The organism is Streptomyces sp. NPDC040410 (assembly GCF_055595715.1).
Genome location: NZ_JBVIVK010000009.1, coordinates 247162 through 266269 on the forward strand (window position 1 = coordinate 247162; position 19108 = coordinate 266269).

18 protein-coding genes are annotated in these 19108 nt (G+C 68.9%); 6 read left to right on the plus strand and 12 right to left on the minus strand.

Going from position 1 to position 19108, the window contains the following annotated elements; all coding sequences use genetic code 11:
- The first annotated feature begins 145 nt into the window (after positions 1–145).
- Entirely contained in the window at positions 146–880 is a 735-nt protein-coding gene (locus tag ACZ562_RS20340; RefSeq protein ID WP_471180818.1) for a hypothetical protein, read from the plus strand.
- A 173-nt stretch (positions 881–1053) separates the two neighbouring features.
- Here ACZ562_RS20340 and ACZ562_RS20345 read toward each other — a convergent pair whose 3' ends face one another.
- Entirely contained in the window at positions 1054–1515 is a 462-nt protein-coding gene (locus tag ACZ562_RS20345; RefSeq protein ID WP_471180821.1) for a hypothetical protein, read from the minus strand.
- Positions 1516–1672: 157 nt separating this feature from the next.
- Positions 1673–2041: a VOC family protein gene (locus tag ACZ562_RS20350; RefSeq protein WP_471180824.1), complete on the minus strand. Its 369-nt coding sequence runs from the start codon at positions 2039–2041 to the stop codon at positions 1673–1675.
- 964 nt (positions 2042–3005) lie between these two features.
- On the opposite strand from ACZ562_RS20350, the gene ACZ562_RS20355 reads away from it, so the two are divergent.
- Positions 3006–3365 carry a peptidoglycan-binding domain-containing protein gene (locus ACZ562_RS20355; RefSeq protein ID WP_471180827.1) on the plus strand — a complete coding sequence of 120 codons (360 nt, stop codon included), beginning with the start codon at positions 3006–3008 and terminating at the stop codon, positions 3363–3365.
- Between the two features lie 17 nt (positions 3366–3382).
- The gene (locus tag ACZ562_RS20360) at positions 3383–3760 is read left to right on the plus strand and encodes a nuclear transport factor 2 family protein (protein WP_471180828.1); all 378 of its coding nucleotides are present in this window, start codon (positions 3383–3385) and stop codon (positions 3758–3760) included.
- On the opposite strand, the gene ACZ562_RS20365 is transcribed toward ACZ562_RS20360, so the two are convergent.
- The 4 genes from ACZ562_RS20365 to ACZ562_RS20380 form a co-directional block, all read right to left on the minus strand.
- Entirely contained in the window at positions 3666–4337 is a 672-nt protein-coding gene (locus tag ACZ562_RS20365) for a DUF2278 family protein (protein ID WP_471180831.1), read from the minus strand. The genes ACZ562_RS20360 and ACZ562_RS20365 overlap by 95 nt on opposite strands.
- A 324-nt stretch (positions 4338–4661) precedes the next feature.
- On the minus strand, positions 4662–5318 hold the full coding sequence (locus ACZ562_RS20370) for a response regulator transcription factor (RefSeq protein WP_471180833.1): 657 nt from the start codon (positions 5316–5318) through the stop codon (positions 4662–4664).
- Positions 5315–6196: a sensor histidine kinase gene (locus tag ACZ562_RS20375; protein ID WP_471180836.1), complete on the minus strand. Its 882-nt coding sequence runs from the start codon at positions 6194–6196 to the stop codon at positions 5315–5317. The genes ACZ562_RS20370 and ACZ562_RS20375 overlap by 4 nt, the downstream gene beginning before the upstream one ends.
- A gap of 10 nt (positions 6197–6206) precedes the next feature.
- Positions 6207–6620 (minus strand): hypothetical protein, encoded by a 414-nt coding sequence (locus ACZ562_RS20380; protein ID WP_471180840.1) that lies wholly within the window; start codon positions 6618–6620, stop codon positions 6207–6209.
- 750 nt (positions 6621–7370) lie between these two features.
- On the opposite strand from ACZ562_RS20380, the gene ACZ562_RS20385 reads away from it, so the two are divergent.
- Both ACZ562_RS20385 and ACZ562_RS20390 read left to right on the plus strand, forming a co-directional pair.
- On the plus strand, positions 7371–7718 hold the full coding sequence (locus ACZ562_RS20385; RefSeq protein ID WP_471180842.1) for an AraC family ligand binding domain-containing protein: 348 nt from the start codon (positions 7371–7373) through the stop codon (positions 7716–7718).
- A gap of 148 nt (positions 7719–7866) precedes the next feature.
- Positions 7867–8169, plus strand: coding sequence for a GNAT family N-acetyltransferase (locus ACZ562_RS20390; protein WP_471180845.1), 303 nt, complete (start codon positions 7867–7869; stop codon positions 8167–8169).
- On the opposite strand, the gene ACZ562_RS20395 is transcribed toward ACZ562_RS20390, so the two are convergent.
- Both ACZ562_RS20395 and ACZ562_RS20400 read right to left on the minus strand, forming a co-directional pair.
- The gene (locus tag ACZ562_RS20395) at positions 8090–8587 is read right to left on the minus strand and encodes a hypothetical protein (RefSeq protein ID WP_471180847.1); all 498 of its coding nucleotides are present in this window, start codon (positions 8585–8587) and stop codon (positions 8090–8092) included. The two genes, ACZ562_RS20390 and ACZ562_RS20395, sit on opposite strands and share 80 nt — an antisense overlap.
- Before the next feature lie 594 nt (positions 8588–9181).
- Entirely contained in the window at positions 9182–9856 is a 675-nt protein-coding gene (locus tag ACZ562_RS20400; protein WP_471180850.1) for a DUF4232 domain-containing protein, read from the minus strand.
- Between the two features lie 1005 nt (positions 9857–10861).
- On the opposite strand from ACZ562_RS20400, the gene ACZ562_RS20405 reads away from it, so the two are divergent.
- On the plus strand, positions 10862–11689 hold the full coding sequence (locus ACZ562_RS20405) for a hypothetical protein (protein ID WP_471180852.1): 828 nt from the start codon (positions 10862–10864) through the stop codon (positions 11687–11689).
- A gap of 372 nt (positions 11690–12061) precedes the next feature.
- Here the strand turns inward: ACZ562_RS20405 and ACZ562_RS20410 are convergent, their stop codons facing one another.
- The 4 genes from ACZ562_RS20410 to ACZ562_RS20425 form a co-directional block, all read right to left on the minus strand.
- Complete coding sequence (locus ACZ562_RS20410) at positions 12062–13048, minus strand: nucleotidyl transferase AbiEii/AbiGii toxin family protein (protein WP_471180855.1); 987 nt, start codon at positions 13046–13048, stop codon at positions 12062–12064.
- Positions 13045–13692, minus strand: a complete 648-nt coding sequence (locus ACZ562_RS20415; RefSeq protein WP_471180857.1) for a hypothetical protein — start codon at positions 13690–13692, stop codon at positions 13045–13047. Before ACZ562_RS20415 ends, ACZ562_RS20410 begins: the two co-directional genes overlap by 4 nt.
- 1529 nt (positions 13693–15221) lie before the next feature.
- Entirely contained in the window at positions 15222–15518 is a 297-nt protein-coding gene (locus ACZ562_RS20420; protein WP_471180860.1) for an antibiotic biosynthesis monooxygenase family protein, read from the minus strand.
- Positions 15519–17534: 2016 nt separating this feature from the next.
- The gene (locus ACZ562_RS20425; protein WP_471180862.1) at positions 17535–18800 is read right to left on the minus strand and encodes an RICIN domain-containing protein; all 1266 of its coding nucleotides are present in this window, start codon (positions 18798–18800) and stop codon (positions 17535–17537) included.
- Between the last annotated feature and the right edge of the window lie 308 nt (positions 18801–19108).

Consider the following 19108-nt stretch of genomic DNA (forward strand, 5'->3'; position numbering starts at 1 on the left):
GGAGCCGCCTCCTCGCCTCTGGAAAGACCCCGCCCCGGGCCCTCCGGCGACCCACACCGGGCCATTCGGCCCATACCCGGGTCCGTCACGGCTCCTATCGTCATGAGTGGGCTACCCGGTGAAAGCTCCTGAACGGAGGCTCGTCATGAGCGCTGCTCCGGGACTCGGCGCACGGCTGGAGCGAACCGTCGCCTTCGTGGATCTGTACTGGCTGCCTCTGGGCGCCGGCGGCGTCCGGTTGGTGCGCTGGAACGGCCGCCTCTATGAAACGATCGCCGCACATCGCGGACACCGTGAAACGCTCGACCTGTTCCATTCGGCTCTGAGGGTCGGACTCGGCGGCGACCGGTACGTGATCGAGATGGCCCCGGTGTGGCGCACCAAGGAACCCGGTCGGGGCGTGGTTGCCGAGGGCCCCGTGGGGTTGCCGTGGCTGGGCCGGTCGCGACTGTTCCGCTACGAGGTCCGGCGCTGGCTCAACGGGAGGATCCCGGACGCAGCCGAGGCAGTGGCCAGTCCCCGGCGTGTGAGCACGGACGCCGAGCGGGCGCAGCGGGTACTGGACCTGGTCACGGACTTCCCGACCGCGACCTGGGGACGCGACGAACTGCGTGTCGGCGACATGTGGAACTCGAACTCGCTGATCTCCTGGCTGCTCGCCCTCAGTGGCCACCCGGTGGACACGATCGATCTGCCTCCTCATGGGCGCGCGCCCGGCTGGACTGCCGGGATCGTCATCGCGGCGAGGCAGGGCACTGCGGCAACCAGGGGCGCGGCCCATCCCCTCGTACACGCTCGTCCGGCGCACTTCCTGCACACCGCCCCGGCAGAGCCTCCCTCCGCCCGCCATGAGCCGAGCGCCCGCAGTCCCAGGCCATGAGCACACCGCCCGCGTACGTAAGAGGCCAATCCGCGCTTGAACACAGCAGTCGGTCCGTGCCGGAGACCGGAGCAATGTGACGCGCCGGCCAGTGACGGGACGGCCTGCATTGCGCCACGGCGGAGCGGAAGACGGGCGGGAGGGGGAGCCTGTGCGGGCAGGGGCGTCGCGGTCTACTCGTTGACCGCGACGCGTGCGAGGACCCATCCGATGACGGCCACGACCCCGGCGAGCGGCCCCAGCACGGGCGCGAACGTCGTGTTGACGATCGCCGCGCCGCTCATGCCGACCACCTGCCAGGCCGCGCCGAGCACGGCGAGAGCCGCCAGCCAGTGCCACCGGCCGATCCGCGCCACCACGAACGGCAGCAGCAGAAAGGCGGCCGTCTGGACGATGTATCCGAACTGGAAGTACGTGTCACCCAGGCCTTCCCACCCGTCCAGGTGGCTGGCGTCGGCACGGTCCGCCAGATGCTCGGCACGGTACTCGAGGAACGTGTGGCCTCCCCAGACGCGCTCCGGGAACCAGTCCAGGATGTAGAGCCCGAAGAGGGTGAGCGCCGAAGCGGCCACCGTCAGCACGTACGCGGCGGTCAGTTTTCTGTCGGTGGCCGCTGGGATGCTGGAAATGGTCATGGGTTCGGCTCCCTTCAACACCCCCTGGAGGGGGCGTCGGTAGCTGCGGCCGATCAGCATGACCCGGGTACGGCCGGGGCCGCTTCCGTGAAACTACTTACCCCACCACGCAAGGTCGCCGAGGCCGGCTCGGTCCGCGTAGCCGACGGCACCGATTTCAACTGCCGGCCCTGTTCGACGGAAGACGCAGGAGACAGAATTCGTTGCCTTCCGGATCCGCGAGAACCCTTGCGGTCACGCCGTCCTCGGTGGACTCACTGATGACCACGGCGCCGAGGGCCAGTGCCTGACTCGTCGCGGCGTCCAGATCCGCCACGGTGAGGTCGATGTGCGCCCGGTTCTTGCCTGCCTTGGGTTCGCTGACCTGTTGGAAGGACAGGGCGGGGCTGCCGTGAGCGGATGGCTCCAGGACGATGTACTGCCTCCAAGCCGTCTTGACTCCCACGCCGATCAGCTGCGACCAGAACGCCGCAGCCCGCTCCGGGTCGGCGCAGTCCATGACGACGTGGGACACGTGTATTTCCACGCCTCCAGTCTGGCAGACCGTCTCCGGGCAGCTGTGCCGCATCGGCTGATGGGGCGGGCGTCCCGGCCCGGGGCATGAGTGTGGCGTACGTCCCGGAAGAAGGAACGGATGAGACAAGGTCGCACGGGCTGCGTATCGCATCACGACGAAACAGCGAGGCGCGCCGGATCCGTGCGGCTCAAACTTCCGTCACGGAACTGTGCCAGCAGGACGAGACATGACATCGGACGTACTTGGTTGAGGAGGACTGCCGGTGGGCCTCAACAACACCGAGCAACAGCCGGCTCGTGATTCAGGCCCTGACATCGTGCAGGAGATCCAGGACTCCTTCCAAGCCGTACTGGACGCCTTGGATGCCGCACGCGCCGACCTTTACGCCTTTGACGACCAGCAGATCGAGGCCGAACCCACGCCGCCGTCCGGGGCTCGGTACAAGGAACCCGTCACGGACGCCGGCGGTGATCCGACCCCGTCCCTGCCCGCGCCCCGACGGACACAACCGGCAAGACGTCAAGCCGACCCGGATGTGGATCGACCGCCCGCCGCCTCGCCGTCCTTCGTGGAGCCACTGGGCGCCGACGGCGCCCGTCGGGTCCATGTGCCGCAGGATGTCGTGGTGGAGCCACTGTGGCTACGCGCAGCGCAGTTGGAGCCTGTTCCACCCCCGTCGTCGGTGAGGCCGTCAAGGGTGCGTGTCGCAGACCCGACGCCCGCCGCGCAGCCGGTGACCATCCCACCGCCGGCCAGCCGGCACAGGGACGCCCGTCGCGGGGCCGGTCCGCGCCCGGACATCGCTCGGTCGCCTGCCCCCCGACGAGTCCAGCAGTCTGACCAACTCGCCGCCCCGGCCTCAGGGGCGTTGCCGCCACCTGCCCGGGTGCAGGCGACGGAGGGGAGCAGAGGATGGCGGCGCTCAACCGACCGGCGGAAAGCCCGTGTCGCCGGCGTCTTCGGGGCGGGCGCCGTGAGCGGATTGATTCTCGCCTCCTCGCTGCTGGCCAACGACAGCCCGATACCGGCGATTTCCTCCCCGCCCGCTGGGCGGCTGGAACAGCCACTGCCCGACAACCCGGCTCCCTCGCTTTCCGAGATCCCGGGCACGGGCGTGCTGCGCGAAGGCGACAGCGGCCACGGAGTATACGAACTCCAGGTACGTCTGCTTCAGGTGCCGAACATCTACGACGGCGGCGTCATCGATGGCCGCTACGACAAGGAGGTCCGGGCGGCCGTGGCCAGATTCCAGGAGTGGTACGGCATCCGCGACGACGAGACCGGCGTCTACGGCGACCAGACTCGCCACGCCCTCATGCTGCGAACCAAGTAGTCAGCGGCTGCCATGCGATGGCCACAGCGCGCCGACGCGGCAGTTCGCGCTGTCGCGCGGTCTGGTCGGCGAACTCCGGCCGCCTGCGGTGGGGCGGTCCGGCGAGCCGGACGTGGGCAAGAAGACGCGGTTGGTTGGCCGCCTTCACGGCCGGCGACATGCAGGCGCGGGCGGAGGTATGCCACCCCGATGTGGTGTGGCACAACCCCGGCCGCGGCCCACTGGCAGTCGACTTCCATGGTCGTGAGGCGGCGTTCGCTCTGTTCCAGCGGGAAAGGCGGTCTTCGCGGCGCCCTGGGGTCATGCGACGGGGTGGCCCGCGCTGTCCGTGTGCTCGGCCTGGCCGGAGAACTTGTTCAGGAATACGTTGTACCGGCCGTCGGGGCGCTGGGTGAGCGTCGCGCCGTCCTGCCAGATCCCGTTCTCCGCCCACCACTGGGAACCGGCCGGGTCGCCTTGGTTCTGGTGGATGTTGTGCATTCCGAGGTCCCCTTCGGGATCGTTGTCGAACGGCTCGCCGAAGACGAGGATGCGCTGGCCTGCTACCAGGATCGCCTCCAGCGCGGCGGCGGCGTCGACGTTGGAACCCGCATGCCATGGCCGGGAGCCGAACAGGTCGAGAAGTTCCTGCAGCCAGGACGGTGGGCGGCGCTGGAACAGGACGCCGGACCGGTCCACGAGTGCAGGATGGCGCAGGTAGTCCAGGGCTCCGGAGTCCGGCGTGGACGCGAGGTCGTGGTAGCCCGGGGCCAAGGCCGGGGCCGGCCCGAGAGCGCTGGTGTCCAGGGTGAACGCCTTCCACTGCACGCCCACGTTGGACTTGTGGCTGTCGACGTCGACGGCACAGTGGTACCGGCCGCCGGGCGCATCCACCTCCACGTTGACGTGGAACCAGCGGCCCTGGTTGTCCGGCCGGTCGCGGTAGTGACGGTACAGGGTTCCCGAGAGCACGCCGTAGCGTTCAAAAGGCATGCCGCCAGTGAACCACCGAAACCACGCTGCGCCTCCAAGCGGTGACGATCCGTACTGGCGTCCTGTTCGACTCTGAGTCGAACGGCCTACGGCGCAGCACCCCGGTGCAGGCGAACATTGCGGAGCGCCTGGCGGCCCCGTCACCGTCCGGCGCCGCCTGTGTGTCACCGCTGACGGCACCGCTGGCTGCTTCTTCCTACGCGCCACGTATGAGTGGGCGGCGCGGTGGCACGGTGCACCCCTGCGCTGCTGTCTGAGGCCTTGGTGGACCACCGGCAGGCATTCCGGCCCGGGGCTCTGCTTCGCCCACAGAAGTCGGGCAGCTCACTCCGAGCGTGGCACGAGCCCGTTGCGGTAGGCGTAAGCGATCGCCGACCCGCGATCCACTGCACCGATCTTGGTGAAGATGTGGTTGATGTGGGTCTTCACGGTCACGGTGCTGATGCCGAGTTGGACGGCGATCTGGTCGTTGCGCAGTCCGTCGGCCATCCGCGACAGCACCTGCGCCTCCCGCGGGGTGAGCCGGTCGGGCGTGTGGCGGTCCGGGTCCTCGGTGTCGTCGCCGAGGGCCGCGGCGACGACGCGGGCCTGTGCGGTCGGGGCGAGTGCCGTGCCGCCTGCGACGACGGTGTGCAGGGCGGCGAGGATCTCCTCGACGGTGGCGTCCTTGGTGAGGTAGCCGCGTGCGCCGGCTCGCAGGGCCGCGAAGAGCGACCGGTCGTCGGGGTAGGTGGTCAGCGCGACGACGGCGACGCCTGGGTGGGCCGCGACGATGCTTCGGGTTGCTTGGACCCCGTCCATGCGCGGCATGCGCAGGTCCATGAGGACGACATCGGGTTGCCGGCCGCGGGTGGCCGCGAGGGCTTCGCGTCCGTCGGCTGCGGCGCCGACGACCTCGACGCCGGCGGCCCGTTCCAGAAGCATGACCAGGCCTTCGCGTACCAGTTCCTGGTCGTCGACGACCAGCACGCGGATTGTCATGGGGTCACCGGAAGGGTCAGCCGCACGACGAACCCGGTGCTGGTCGGCCCGGCGACCAGCGTGCCGCCGGCCGCGGTGACCCGGTTGCGCAGCCCGGTCAGCCCCTGCCCGCCGCTGGGCAGCGCCGGGCGCGGCTGGTGCCGCCGGCCCGCGACGTCTTCCACCGCGGTGATCAGGTGCCCGTCGTGGACCGTGACGTCGACCCGGACTCGCTGCGCGGTGCTGTGGCGCACGGTGTTGGTGAGCGCCTCCTGTACGGACCGGTAGAGCGCGAGGGCCACGTCATGACCCAGCGCCGGCGCCGGCTCGGGCAGGGACATCTCGCAGGGGATGCCAGAGGTCGCGGTGAAGTCGGCCACGAGTTGGCGTACCTGCGTCCAGTCCGGTCCGCCGCCTCGCAGTGCACCGACCACTGTCTGCGTCTCGTGCATCGAGGCCCGGGCGACCTCGACACCGCGGTCGAGCATCGCGCGCAGCCGTGTGACGTCGACCGGGTCGTCGTCGAGCAGGGCACGGGCCGCCCGCAGCTGCACCAGGAGCGTGCTGGCGGTGTGGGCCACCACGTCGTGGATGTCGCCGGCGATGCGGGTGCGCTCACCCAGCACCGCCTCCCGGGTTTCGGCGGCCCGGGCGGCGGCGTGCGAGGCGGCAAGCCGCCGCCGGGCCGCCCGCTCGCGGACGAGGGCCCGGCCGAGAGCCACGACGAGGTACGCGCAGATCGGCGAGAGCGCCACCGTCGGCGCCATCCCGGCGTTTCCCAGGCCGAGACCGGCCGCAGCCGCGACCGTCACCGCCGTGCCGTAGCGGGGCGGCAACAGGCCCGCTGCGGCCGCTGCCAGGGACACCAGGATCACCATCGTTGCGCCCGTGCCAGTCATCCGCCCCGTATTACCTTCCTTGCCGGGCCCGCGGCCGCCACACCGCCCGTGCCCGGCCCTTCGCCCCGGGGACCGGGCAGCTGCGCCCGTTGCGCACCAACCACAGGCCGCGCCAGGTCAGCGCGGCCCAGACCAGGGTAATGACGGCGCCGGCGAGCCACACGTGCGCCCGCAGGAACACACCGGCGGCGGTACCGCCCAGCGCGACGCTCAGTAGCGCCAGCGTCACCGGCAGGTGGCACGGGCAGATCGCGAACGCGCCGATCACCGTGGCCAGGCCGCGCCGTTCGCGTCGGCCGTCCGCCACGCCCACGCCGGCGGAGCCGGTGCCGCCTCGACCGGCCGGCTGAACCACGGGCGATGCCGTGCCCGAACCCGTCGCCCGGTCAATCCGGCCGGACACCCGCGTGAGGCCCGTGCTCATCGCGTCCCCTTGCGGGAACGGCGGCGCGACCGGGTCGCGTACGCCACCAGCGCCACCAGCCCGAGAGCGGACGCGATGCATGCATAGATCATGGAAATTCCTCCGTCAGAACGAATTGGACGCTGCCCACTGTCGTCCCGAACGGGCACGCCTACATGAGCGTCAGGGTGGAGATCAGCACACGGCATCCACCCTGGGGTGGACCCGCGCTCGTGGGCCCTACACCTGCCGACAGGTGGCGGTCAGGTCGGCGGCAAGGCCGGCCAGGCTTGGCCCGTGTGCTGTGAACGGGCACTGCACTGACCCTGTTCCTCGACCACCGCGCTCAACGCCTCTCCCACGTCGTCGAGCTCCGGGGAACGGTCCCGCTCCCGCGTGGCGGCGCAGCAGTTACGCCTGAGCGTTCCTCAAGAAAGGGCGTTGTCCACGATGGAGTTGAAGCACCAGTGGTGAGTCGACTCGCGGAGGTATGCGGCCACCTGGCGGGCCCCCGCCGGACAGTTCGCACAGCCAGGGCCGAAGGTCGTCCCGTTTTTCTGGCGGGAGCATCGTTGTGGCGCTACTGATGAGATCCGTCCACGCACCGCTGTCCATCGGGCAATGGCAACTGGTGTGCATCGACCGAGCGTCCCATCGTCCGGTTTCCCCGGCACCGCGATACCGCTCACCGAGGACGTGGTCGCCGCGGCGGCCGCCGAACACGACGGAGTCGGCGAGGCAGGCAGGTGCCCGGCTGCCGACGCTGTGAGCATGGCCATACGCTGGGCGAATGCCTGTGTGCGAGGACGCGCCCGTGGGAGCGGGAGGCGAGTACGCACGACTGTGGACCGCGGTCGGCAGTCCGCAGGTGGAGCTCTTGGCCGCCGGGTTCGAGCACTTCCGCTTCGACCGGCACAGCCACGAGCAGCCTCCGTCGGCGTCATCGAGCAGGGCGCCGAGGGGCTGCACATGGCCGGTGGCAAGGTCGTGATCCCTGCCGGGCAACTGGTGATCCTCAACCCCGGGCAGGTGCACACCGGCTTCGCCGCCGCGGAGTCGGGCTGGCGGTACCGGATGTTCTCTTTCGACACCACGATCGGACACAAATGTCTCTGTTGAAGAGCCCGCGAGGGAAAGGCGCATCGGTGACCAACGACGAGGCACTCCGCATCGAAACTCTCTCTCCTGCCCACGCTGAAGACTTCGATCTCATGTCAGCGGTGACCTCGCTGATCAACGAGGTTTACGAAGTGGCCGAGGAAGGTTTGTGGGCCACTGGCGCAACTCGGACCAGCCGCCAGGAGGTTGCTCGCTCACTCAGGCGAAGGAGATCACCGTGGCGCGGCTGGACGAGGAACTTGTCGGATGCGTCCGGATCCGACAACTCTCCGCCAGCGTCTGTGAGTTCGGCATGCTGGCGGCCAAGCCCAAGAGGCGGGGCACAGGGATCGGCAGGAAACTGGTTCGGTTCGCGGAACAGCCGAAAATCGTCATCGGGCAGACGCAAGGAATGTATCCAGGTCGTCGTCCGGCGTCCGGCTGCGCAGCCACCGCAGCTTCCCATCGGTGATGCGGTAACGGTCGACGAGGAAACTCCAGTCCCCGTCGTCATCTTCGCACCGGAGACACAGCAAGAAGTCAGCGTCGGCGAGAAAAGGAGCGAACGCGGCGATGCATCGCACGTAGTCCTGGTAGGGGTGGTACACGAGGTCGGTATGAACCCGGACGAAGGACTCGGGTTCCCGGCGAAGCCAGAAAAGAAGTCCGACCCTCTTGTCCATGCTGGAGAGGATCTCCGTGAGCGCTGCGACGTGACGGTGTTCGAATCGCAGCACAGCTCCAACCTCGGACACCTCTGGCGAGGTCTGGCGAACGAGCAATGGACCGTGGTAGATGACGTGGCCGGCTGGGACCTCCTCCACAGCCTGGAGAAGCTCCTCCTGGGTGGCGCCCAGCTCGAGGATGACGGCGGTTGGATCGTCGCGCACGCATCGGACACTACAGCCCTGCGGGTAGCCCTAGATGATGCAGCATCCCGGTTTGGCGACGCGGTTCGCCTCTGGGTGGTGGGTGACGTATCGGCGGCCCGATGGTTGGGAGCGGGCCAACTGGCGCCCCCAGGACGACTCCGGCTTTGAACGCGGCAGATGCCGCTCTGAGTCGGTTGGCGTTGAGATACCCCTGGCCACCGATCCCGAAATCGTCAACGAGTGGAACACCTTTGATGCCGTCCGATTCTTCACCACTAACGTCTCGAGCCGGTGCTGCGTGTGCGAGGAGCGACAGTGAGGGTCGATTCCAGCGGTACCGCACCCTCGTGCCAGGTGAGAAGCCCAGGCGAACAGGGTGCCGTGCAGGGCATCCTGTTCGCCTGGATCGGGGAAGAACGGGCCGGGGTCAGACCCGCTGCGCCGAGGGGACGTGTCGGCGAACAAGCCGATCCGGATCCACTCGTCCCGGCAGCCCCGGATCGTGCGGCCGAGCAGGAGGCATCCGCGACTGCCTGGCAGGAGCAGCCGAACCCCAACACACAGCCGGACCGCATGTCGGCATCCGCTGCAATAGCGCCGGTCCCACCGGGGTCACGAAGGCTTGGCCGCCGATACTGCGGTGACGGTCACCTTGTTGTCGCACTCGGCGAATTGCCCGTCGACAAGGGCGACTTGGTGCGCTCCCGATTCCGGGAGGCCGACCACCAGCGTGGGGTACACCACCGGGTCCGCGCCGGACTCGCAGTAGCCGTCGGCCTCGCCCTGGACCTGAACGAAGGTCAGCTTCACCCACGCCTTGCCAGCCGGGGCCACCCGCACCGGCGACGCCGATCCGGCGTGTGACACCGACAGTGGCGAGTTGTGCTCCGGCGAACCATTGCCGGCCCCCGCCACCGACGGGTGGCCCTTGAGGACGCATGGCTGCCCCGAGATGTTGGTGAACTCGACGACCGCCGCTCCCGTTCCCGTGCCCTCGGGGCGATCAGCAGCCTGATAAGCGGCCACCTCCAGGTCGGTCGCCGCGCAGGTCTCCACCGAGTCGCCCGACAATGTGGACGAGGCGCTTGCTCCCGGTGCCGTTGATGCACCTTCCGTGGCAGGCGCCGAGGCGGCGTCCGGTGAACCAGCACGCGATTCCGAGACGCTCGGCGCGCCCGAGGGAGAGCCCGAATCGCCGCCATCGGGCTGGCATCCGGTCACCATCAGTGCGGCTGAGGCAGCGACCATCACCATCGCGGTTCTGCGGATGCCATTCCTGTCCTGCATGAAGTCCCCCGAACTCGGATCGCACAGGGCACCGGCCCTCGCCGGCCCCGTCGATGCAGACAGAACCGGCGGGCGCGGGGTTCTATTGGGCGGTCACCTGTGACGAGCCAGTGACGAAATCCGAGGGCGATCGTCGCAACCGTCCCTGTGTCCCGGTGTCCCACACCCCGGCCAGCGACCTCACCGGCCCTTCGCCGCACCGGACAGCGCCAGCCAGCTTGAACAGCGCGACCTGGCATGTCTGACCGTGCGACAGGTGATAGGGCGGCGTGTCCGGGGTGGCCCGAGCGGGGGAGGGAAGCGGCAGCGAGGCGGACGGCACCCACCGTTCCACCTCCTCCTCGGCCGCTCCTTGCGCCAGATGCATGTCGGTGCGGGGTGGCCACGGAGCACCGCAGTCGATGGGCCGCTCAGGTGGCGGGGCGGTCGCTGGCCGATCACGTCCGCCTACCGCGCGCGACCGGGGAGGAGGTGCCACTGACGCGATCCGAGCTTCGCCGCAGGTGAGCACTACACTGAGGAGACGCTACTCATTTCCTTGCACTCGTGCCCCAACGGCGTCGTAAGTCACGAACAACCCACTAGTTCCGCTTGTTTCGTCTGCAACTGGGCGGTGCGCTCATCGCAGCCTGCCAAAAGCGCCACTGGGGCTCTTCGCCGACAAGGGGAGACCACATGGGACACAGGAGACGCTCGCGACCTCGGGGGGTTCTGGCGGCAGCGGCATCCATAGGCGGGTTGGTCGCCGGGGGAGCCGTGGCGTGCGGCGGGGCGGGGGATCCGGTGGCCCGGGACCACCCGGAGGCCACCGCCACATCGCCCGCTCGGACGAGTGCCACTACAATGCTCGGCGCCCGGCCGGAGCCGACGCTCCGGGCCGGTGGCACACCACGTGCGATGACAGAGCAGGCCATCCCAGGATCGCCGCCCGCACGCGCGCACACCTCGGATACAAGACGCGCCGTGTGCGACGTGGCAGCGCCCTCCAGTGTGTGGCGCGCCCCTGTGGACGCCCTGCCACCCCATTCGCGCTCGGAGGACTACGTAGCCGCGATCGGCGCCGACGAGCCTGCGCACGCCGACTTCGGTTCCGGCCTGACCGACGGCAAACCCTTCGGAATCCCGGTCACGGTCGTCAACGATGATGTCCCGGAGGTCGAGGTCGGTTTCGACTACGCGGACGAATCGGACCCCGATGGATACCGGATCCCCGACAACGCGCGCGTGGAGGGCGGCCCAACCGGTGACGGCGACCGCCATGTCGTGGTTTTCGACCGCGCCCGGTGCCAGTCATACGAGCTGTTCGATGCACGCCGCCTGGGCGGCGGCCGGTGGCACGCGGGCTCCGGCGCCGTCTTCGATCTGCGGTCCAACGCCCTGCGCCCCGACGGGTGGACGTCGGCCGACGCGGCGGGGCTGCCGATACTGCCGGGACTCGTCCGCTACGACGAGGTGGAATCCGGTGCCATCCAGCACGCCCTGCGCATCACCGTTCCACGCTCTGACCGGTCCCATGTCTGGCCGGCACGCCACGATGCCGGCACGGCAAACGACCCCAGTCTGCCCCCGATGGGCCTGCGCCTGCGGCTCAAACAATCCGTGGACACCTCCGGGCTGCCACCTCAGGCCAAGGTGATCGCGGAGGCACTCAAGCGCTACGGCGCCCTGGTGGCTGACAACGGCTCCAGCTGGTTCTTGTCCGGCGACCAAGACGATCGTTGGAACAACGAACAGCTGAACGCGCTCAAGCGCTTCAAAGGCAGCGACTTCGAGGCTGTGGACACCTCCTCGCTCCGCATCAGCCTGAACTCGAGCGCCGCTCGTCCCCGCTGAGCCGTCAGGTACGCCCCGTGCAGCCCCATCAGGGCGCGACGAAGCCGACGCGCCCTCCTGCGCGCCGGCACCGCGGGTACGGGGGACAGAGCGCAGCCTCGTCCGGCACCCGCCACAATCCCCCGTCGGCCTCCCGCCGTGCCGGCTCCGAGAGCCGACGTACCATTGCGCGTCAGGGCCGAGGGCGGAACATGCCTCTGCCAAGACGAAGCACACCAGCAGCCGCTGGGCCGCCCTTCTTGGGCTTCAGGATGCGCGAGCACCGCATCCAAGGCCGCTTTTCGGTGAGGTCTTGGCGAGGTCGGCGAAGACGCGCTGCGGGTGGTCCTCGGTGACCGGTCAGCCATGCCCGAGCCTCTTCAACCTGCGGCCTCACCGCCCCAACACCGGTTCCAGCGCCCGGCTCAGGCGTTCCAGCCACTCCTCGGCCGTGCCCTGCACCTGCGGGTGGTCCGCGCGGAAGTCCTCCCAGTCCACGGACCACAGCACCACCGCGTCCAGGCGCAGGGCGTCTGCGGCGGCCGTATGGCCAGGCTCGTGGCGGAACACCTTGCGCAGCAGCCGTGGGGACAGCCGCGTGGACTGCGACTCCGAGAGGAGTACGGCGTCGTAGAGGTCCTTGGCCCGCGCGTGGCCGTCCGCCGCGCAGTCGGCGTGCAGCCACAGCAGCTTCCAGGCGAGCGACAGTTCGCGGCCGGCAGTGCGGACGACGGCCGGCTCGCCGCCGTCACCCCGGGGTACCGCCGTCAGGACGGGGGCCTCCGGAAGCCACTCGTCGCGGGCGAAGTCCAGTTGCACGTCGCCGGGCGGGAGGCCTTCCGCCTCCCAGGGGATGACCAGGCGTATGCCCGGGGTGTCGTACTCCGAGTAGGTCCAGGTGCCGTCGTCCCGGGCGGCGTCCGCGTCGAGGACCACCCCCGGCGCGGCCACCGGGCGCTCACGCGCCAGGTCGAGCAAGGCTTCATGCGGCGGGCAGTCCTCCGGCTCCGGCTCGATGATCCAGTGCAGCCCTTCGGGCGGGATCACGGGTCGCGAACCTCCGGTGTCGAACTCCTCGAACTTCCAGATCTCGTACCGGTCGGCGCCGTCGGCAGCCTCCGGCCACTGCTGTACGGCCTCGAGCCCCTCCACGTACGGATACGGGCTCTCGGGATTCACCGGGACCAACAGGGGCCGCGGAACGATCCAGTCGAGGTCGGCGGGCTCCCGCGCGTCGGCACCCACCCACGCCGGCATGACCATGCTTCCCCGCAGCACCAGTTCGTCACCCAACGGGGACCCGGCGACGAGGTGCAGCAGGTGATCGAGCACGGCCCGGTGCGCTTTGCGCCACCGCTCGCCGTCCGCGGACCGGGTCACCGGACGCCCGTCATTTCGTCGATCCACCCGCTGTCCAGAGCCGGGTGGTCGTCGTGCACGACGAACTCCTCCTCGACCTCGACGGCCTTGAATCCCGCCGCCGCGAGGGCGTCGACGAGGGCGTCAAGACGGCGGCGGGCCTCGGGACGGCCGACGCCACGGCAGCGCTGGGTGACGAAGCGTTCGTGACCGCGCCCGCCCAGATCGCGGCGGGCGTTGCGCGACACGTGGGCGGTGTGCCGCTCGGCGAGTGCGCGCACCGCCGCCACTTCGGGCTCGTCGGTGAGGGCGAGCTTGACGTGGTGCTCGAAGTAGCAGCCGGGAGGGAGCGCCTGGGCCTCGGTGGCTGTCCGCGGTACGTCCTCGTTCCACGGTGCCGCCTCGATCTTTACACGGGCGACGCCGAACCCTTCGGCGCACAACCGCTCGACCCATGCCAGCGCGGCCTCTCGCTGTGCCGGCAGGACACCGTGGCCGCGCACCGTCAGCATCGGCTGGTCGGGCGTCGCGCCCCGGTCGAGCACGATCCGGGTGTACTTCACACGGTGGCGCTCCGCCCACCGGCGTATGCGGCCCTCGTCACCGGCCATGGAGGTGGACACCACCGTGAGGTGGGTTTCGAACTCCCCCGCGAAATCTGTCACTGCCGCCCCGCATTCGCCCGTATGTTCACAGCGGGTCGACTGTACTGACCATCACTGACAGCGACGGCAAGGCGATGGCTGCTTAGCCCGGCGCCACCTGAACTTGTTTCTTGACCCGTGGCGTCGAACGGCGTCTCGCACGGTGTCGCCCCGATGCTCGTGAACTTTCGCCGACAGGATCACAGGAAGGCTTCACACGGTGACGCCCGCTGCAGGCGAACGTCTCTGGCGCCGGCCCTCGTACGTCACCGCGGTGAGCGGCGGCGGCTGTCCGAGAGCGCGACTGCCTCACCCTCGCCGGGGAACCGAGAAAAGCAGCAGGTCGGCATGAACGACCGAGATCCTGCCGAGCCGTCCCGGACTGCGGGGCGACCAACCAGGTGGGCAGCCTCATGCCGACCTGCGGCTCACGCCCCTGGCCGGCGTGGACCCGGGACGCCTGCCTTGCCTGTGGACTGGTCCGCGCTGCGCGGCCGCCCGCCATATCCGATCCCCTCGGCCACGGGCCGCCCTCCTCGGGCCGTGCTGATGTCATGTGCTACTCAAGCGTAAAACAGACATAAAATCATCACAAGCGGAACCAATCGGGCGACATATGGGCTAAAGTGGGCTTTGCGTTACATAGACGAACGAAGTTTTCGACCCAGGAGAGATATATGGCCTCCGGAGCGCCCCCCGCTCCCCACTCGATCCCTCGCGCCGACGCCGCCTTGGCCGCAGGCTGCGACAAATGCAACGGCTGGGGAACCGTGATCACCCGCCATGGGCGTCATGAACTGTGCCTCACCTGCCAGCCCGACACCGACCAGGGCACAACGTGACAGCCACGAAGCCATCCGAGGATCTACGCGACCGGAATGAACCCGACGCCAGGGACGATCGTTCGCCTCATCGTTCGGGCGCCCCAGCCGATGTCGGAGGGGTTGAGAAATCCGGACCCTCCGCATAGCCCGTACCGCGGTGGGTACCGGCAGGAGGTCGTCGCCCAGTGACGCTGGATGTCCACTGGTGTGTGAGACGTTCTCGCCCACGAGCTACGAGTGGGGTCGGGTCGCAACCCATGTGCCGCTGGGCGAGCGTGGAGAGAGTGCGCGATCCTTCGGCAGTCGGACTGGAGCGGCGCCGGCAGGGCCGTGCTCGGCGAGGACGCCGGTGACGCGGCCGAGCTGATCGGCGCGCTGCCCCGATGTGAGCTTCGGCGGACCGCCCAGGCCGCCCGGCAGGGACGACTGCTGCACCGTGCGGCGCCTTGCGCAGCAGCAACCCGTGTGCCGTCGCGGCATGTCCGGGTTGGTGCAGCGCGCCAGCTCGTGGACGGCCCTGAGGGCTTCCCACGCGGCAACCCGTGCCGCCGTGTGACGAAGCCGCCCAGGTTGAGCATCGACCGGCTTCGCCTCGTTCTCCAGGGCGTAGGCCCGCCGGGCGCCGTCGATCCAGGCGCTGGCCTCTTCAGCTCCGAGAGCGTCGACGACGATGCACGGGAAAGGCGCGGCTGCTCACCGCAGGTCACGGCCTCCTTGCGGCTGGAGTCAGGTCAACGATGCCAGCGTGAAATGCCGCACCTCAAGAGGCGCAACCAGGTACTCATCCTCGTTCGGAAGAACCACGGGCTGGTCACGCCAGTTCTCGCCGGCGTAACCGACCAGATCCTCCTCACTCCGCCAGCGACTGACGTACAGCAGTACGTCCTGTGGCGCGACCAGTACCTCGTGGTCCACCAGACCTGGGTAGCGAGCCGGGAACTCACGCACTGCAGTGACGATCATGTCGCGGAACGCCTCAAAGCGATCGGGACGCACACGCGCCTCACTAATCCTGACGATCATGGCCTTCAGGCTGCCACACAGGTCGCCAGCGTGAAACCCCAGGTCGGCAAACTCCCGGCCTTCGGCCGTTCGCGACGGTCCGGGATCAGATTCTGAACCCCCTGCGGACGCACGCGGGCGTCAGCTTGCCGGGCAGCGCCGGCTTCTCCCACGTCAGTTGCGGCAGGCGGCCCACAGGCGCCTTCCGGGCGGGCTCCCTCCTCGCCGCGGCCGCTGCCCGCTGCGCAGCGCCACTTGGTCGCGTGATCCGGGTGGGGTGACGTGATCACGCCGCGGTCCGTGTGTCACGGCACCTCGCCATCCGGAGTCACTGATGGGTGGGGTCTGGCGACGGCTGTGGTCGGCACTCAGCCGAGGGCGCTGTGTGCGGTGTGCCATTGCTGGGAGCAGCGCTCACGGCGGGCGTTGCGAGGAGGGCGAAGGCCAGAGAGCCGACGGCGACTCCGATGGTGACGGCCTGGCCGAGGTCGCCACGCTGCGGCGGCATCCAGGAGTGTGGCGGGCGGCGGCTCCACTGGTAGATCACAGCCCCTGCAAGAAACGCCGCCGCGAGGGCTAAAAGGGCAGTTGCGCTCATGTGTAGTGTCATTGGTGGGCCTTTCGTGGGCTCAAGGGCCTGCCTGCTCCGCATCCGGCCAAAGAGCACGAGTGGGTAGGCCCTACCTGCGATTTGTTCGGGCCGTTGCTGTGGCGCCGTGTTTGGGATCCTGTCGCACGGAAGTCGGATTGCCTATGGGACACATGCGGTCGCAAGGCGCACACCGGTAGCACCTCAGCGTTTTTGCCCAGTCGCTGGAACAGACGGAGCATGAGGGGGCGCAGACGGCCAAAGGTTCCGGGCGCGATGCTTCCGTTCCCTTACCGCGAAGCGAGCAGCGGCTGCCATTGCCTCTCCCCGCCTCGCCGCGTGCGCGAGGACCAGAACCGCAGACCCTGCGGTCAGGCGCCCGGGGCAGTTGAGGAGACCGGTGCTGTGACTGACGGCCAACCACCGATGTGGTGAGCGCCCTCGCTTACCGAGCGACTGAGACGCCTGCGCGCACTGCGCCTCGATGCAGGACCTGGCCATCCACCACCGCGCCAACCGGAAATGGGTAGGGCAGGCACCTGGAGGCTGTCCCGCAGTCGGCACCAGTGGTGACCCTGCTGGAGAGCCGACAGCGCCTCCAACCCGATGGGAAGCGCCACCAGTCGTGCTCTGCGGACAGCTGGCCGCCACCGCACCAGTCCGGCACCGAGGAACAGCCGCACCCCGGCGCACCATTGCGCGTTCCAACCGGGTGCAGGCGCTCTCCACCTGGCCGCACGTCAGCTCTGTGCTGGGGTGGATCGAGGTGTCCGACTGGACGTAGCCACACTATGCCGCCGCTCGGCGCGCCAGCCGTCTCAGCGTGTGTGAGACGCGGGGCCTTGTCCAGGCCGCTGCCGGATGTGGCGGGGAACCCGTCGGAGGACCCCGGCTCCTGCCCCACGGCATGCGGCTGCGTGCTTCGGAATGGGGGACGAGGCTGAGGTGATCCACATGTCGGCGCGGCCGGAGCGCGTGTGCAACGTTTCGTGGCCCGTCGAAGCGCATCTCATGGGACGACAACCGATGGCACGGACACCGTTCGACATCAGGTGGAGGAGGCCGTCGAATCCTTCAGGTCGGCATCGGCCAGTTCCTGGCGGGCCGGGACGGGGGAGGCGCCCGGCGCACCGGGGCAGCGTTCGACGGGGGCGGGCCTGCCCAGCGGGTGCTGGGCAGGCGGCAAACATGCGCCCCCAAGTCGTCAGCGGGATCCGGTGGATACGCGTGAAGGGGCCTGTGCGATGCCGGCACGGGTCAGGTCAGGTCCCGGCCGACGGCCGTAGTGCACAGACCGGCGGGGCGGACAGAGGCACGATCCGGGCGCACGGGGCGCAGGAAGTGTCCCACCATGGTCAGGCCTGCCTCGGGGCTCGCCGTTTCGACCTGCATCCGCTCCGCCCTCCTGCGACAACGCTGAGAACCGAGGACCGTTCTGACCCAGCGAATCAAACGCTCTTGAACTGCCAGGCCCTCATGTAATTGATATCGAACGAATTGCCCTGCCCCGTGGGGGTGGTTGCGTCGCCCGGCCCACTGGCGCTGCCGAACTGGAGGCTCAGCAGGATGTACATGCGCTGGGACATGCTGACGTCGAGGGTGTAGTACGCCTGACCGTCGAAGTAGAAGGTCATCTTGTTCGCCTCCCACTTGACGGCGTACTTGTGGAAGCCTGCGGACAGGTCGGTCGTCTGCAGCTTCTTCGTGCCCGCCATGTCGCCGGGGTCGCCCCGCCAGATCGTGCACGCGAAGGTGGTGGGGTGCAGGTTCGCGTCCGACCAGCCGCTGTCAGGGCCGCCACCCGGATAGGCCTCCATGATGTCTATCTCCGGGCGGTATTCGCCGCTGGTGTCGTGGTTGTAGAGCCAGAACGCGGGCCACGGCCCCTTGCCGTGCGGCAACTTCGCTTCGATCTCGAAATATCCGTAGGTCTGGTAGAAGAGGCCGTCCGTGGTGATGTGCCGGTAGTCCCGCTTGAACTCGGTGCCGGCGACCGGGTAAATCTTGAGGCTGCCGTTGCTGACGACGTAGTTCGGCGTCGGGTCGGCGGGCTGGTACCACAAGTGGTCGACCCACTTGCCGGTGTTGAGGCTGCTGCCGTCGAATTCGTCGGAGAACGTGGGGGTGTAGAGGTTCGGGTCCTGGCCGTAGGGTCCGGTGCCGTCGCTGGGCGGCGTCGCCGGGGCACCGATGGTCCAGGTCTGGTTGGCTTGGCCGGTGCAGTCCCACAGCTCAGCGAGTGCGCCGTCGCCGGTGGCAGTGGGGCCGCCGGTGATGTCGAGGCAGCGGCTGCTGGGGACGTGGACGAACGTGTACTCACCGGTGGTGCCGGTGCTCTGCCTCCGCCACAGTTGCTGCGACGCGCCCGTGCAGTCCGACTGTTCCAGACCGGTCCGGTTGGCGGTGCCGGCGTTGACCGTCTGGACGCACTTGCCGCTGCTCTGCGCGATGATCTCGTACTGCCCGCCGCCGGTGTCCTTGAGCGTCCAGTTCTGGTTGGCCTCGCCGCTGCACGACCACTGCTCGATCAGTGCGCCGCTGGCGGTCTGGGTCGGTCCGCCGCGCACGTCCAGGCACTTGCCGGAGTGCTTGGCCACGATGGTCGTGCTCGCCATGGCTGCCGAAGCGGACGGCATCGACAGGAAGCCGGCGATGAACGCCAGCACGATTGCCCCGGTAGACAGAAGACTTCTATGCCACGTGGGGGAACGCATAGGATCTCCTTACGGTTCATTCGCTATCGCGATATGCACGCTCGACAAGCCTCTCTTTCTGCATGGGAGAACCGTCCGTCGGATCCTCGAAAGAGGCAGAGAGGATTTCCGGTGCACGCGTTGGATTCCGCGCGTCGCTAACCGCGGCGCACGGTGGAATGCATGATGGCAGAACGGAAAACGCTCACATATGTGTCTCTGCTACATAGGAGGCTGTCGCATCCGGTGGGCGCGACATATGTCGCGCAATGGCCACCGAGCGGTCGGCTGGTGGTTGGGGCGGGCGCTGACACAGTGGGGCCTGGCAC

Excerpts from the sequence above, each read along its gene's own strand:
- ACZ562_RS20340 (WP_471180818.1), top strand. The coding sequence starts at position 146 with ATGAGCGCTGCTCCGGGACTCGGCGCACGGCTGGAGCGAACCGTCGCC.
- ACZ562_RS20345 (WP_471180821.1), bottom strand. The coding sequence starts at position 1,515 with ATGACCATTTCCAGCATCCCAGCGGCCACCGACAGAAAACTGACCGCC.
- ACZ562_RS20360 (WP_471180828.1), top strand. The coding sequence starts at position 3,383 with ATGGCCACAGCGCGCCGACGCGGCAGTTCGCGCTGTCGCGCGGTCTGG.
- ACZ562_RS20365 (WP_471180831.1), bottom strand. The coding sequence starts at position 4,337 with ATGCCTTTTGAACGCTACGGCGTGCTCTCGGGAACCCTGTACCGTCAC.
- ACZ562_RS20370 (WP_471180833.1), bottom strand. The coding sequence starts at position 5,318 with ATGACAATCCGCGTGCTGGTCGTCGACGACCAGGAACTGGTACGCGAA.
- ACZ562_RS20375 (WP_471180836.1), bottom strand. The coding sequence starts at position 6,196 with ATGACTGGCACGGGCGCAACGATGGTGATCCTGGTGTCCCTGGCAGCG.
- ACZ562_RS20380 (WP_471180840.1), bottom strand. The coding sequence starts at position 6,620 with ATGAGCACGGGCCTCACGCGGGTGTCCGGCCGGATTGACCGGGCGACG.
- ACZ562_RS20385 (WP_471180842.1), top strand. The coding sequence starts at position 7,371 with ATGGCCATACGCTGGGCGAATGCCTGTGTGCGAGGACGCGCCCGTGGG.
- ACZ562_RS20400 (WP_471180850.1), bottom strand. The coding sequence starts at position 9,856 with ATGCAGGACAGGAATGGCATCCGCAGAACCGCGATGGTGATGGTCGCT.
- ACZ562_RS20420 (WP_471180860.1), bottom strand. The coding sequence starts at position 15,518 with ATGATCGTCAGGATTAGTGAGGCGCGTGTGCGTCCCGATCGCTTTGAG.
- ACZ562_RS20425 (WP_471180862.1), bottom strand. The coding sequence starts at position 18,800 with ATGCGTTCCCCCACGTGGCATAGAAGTCTTCTGTCTACCGGGGCAATC.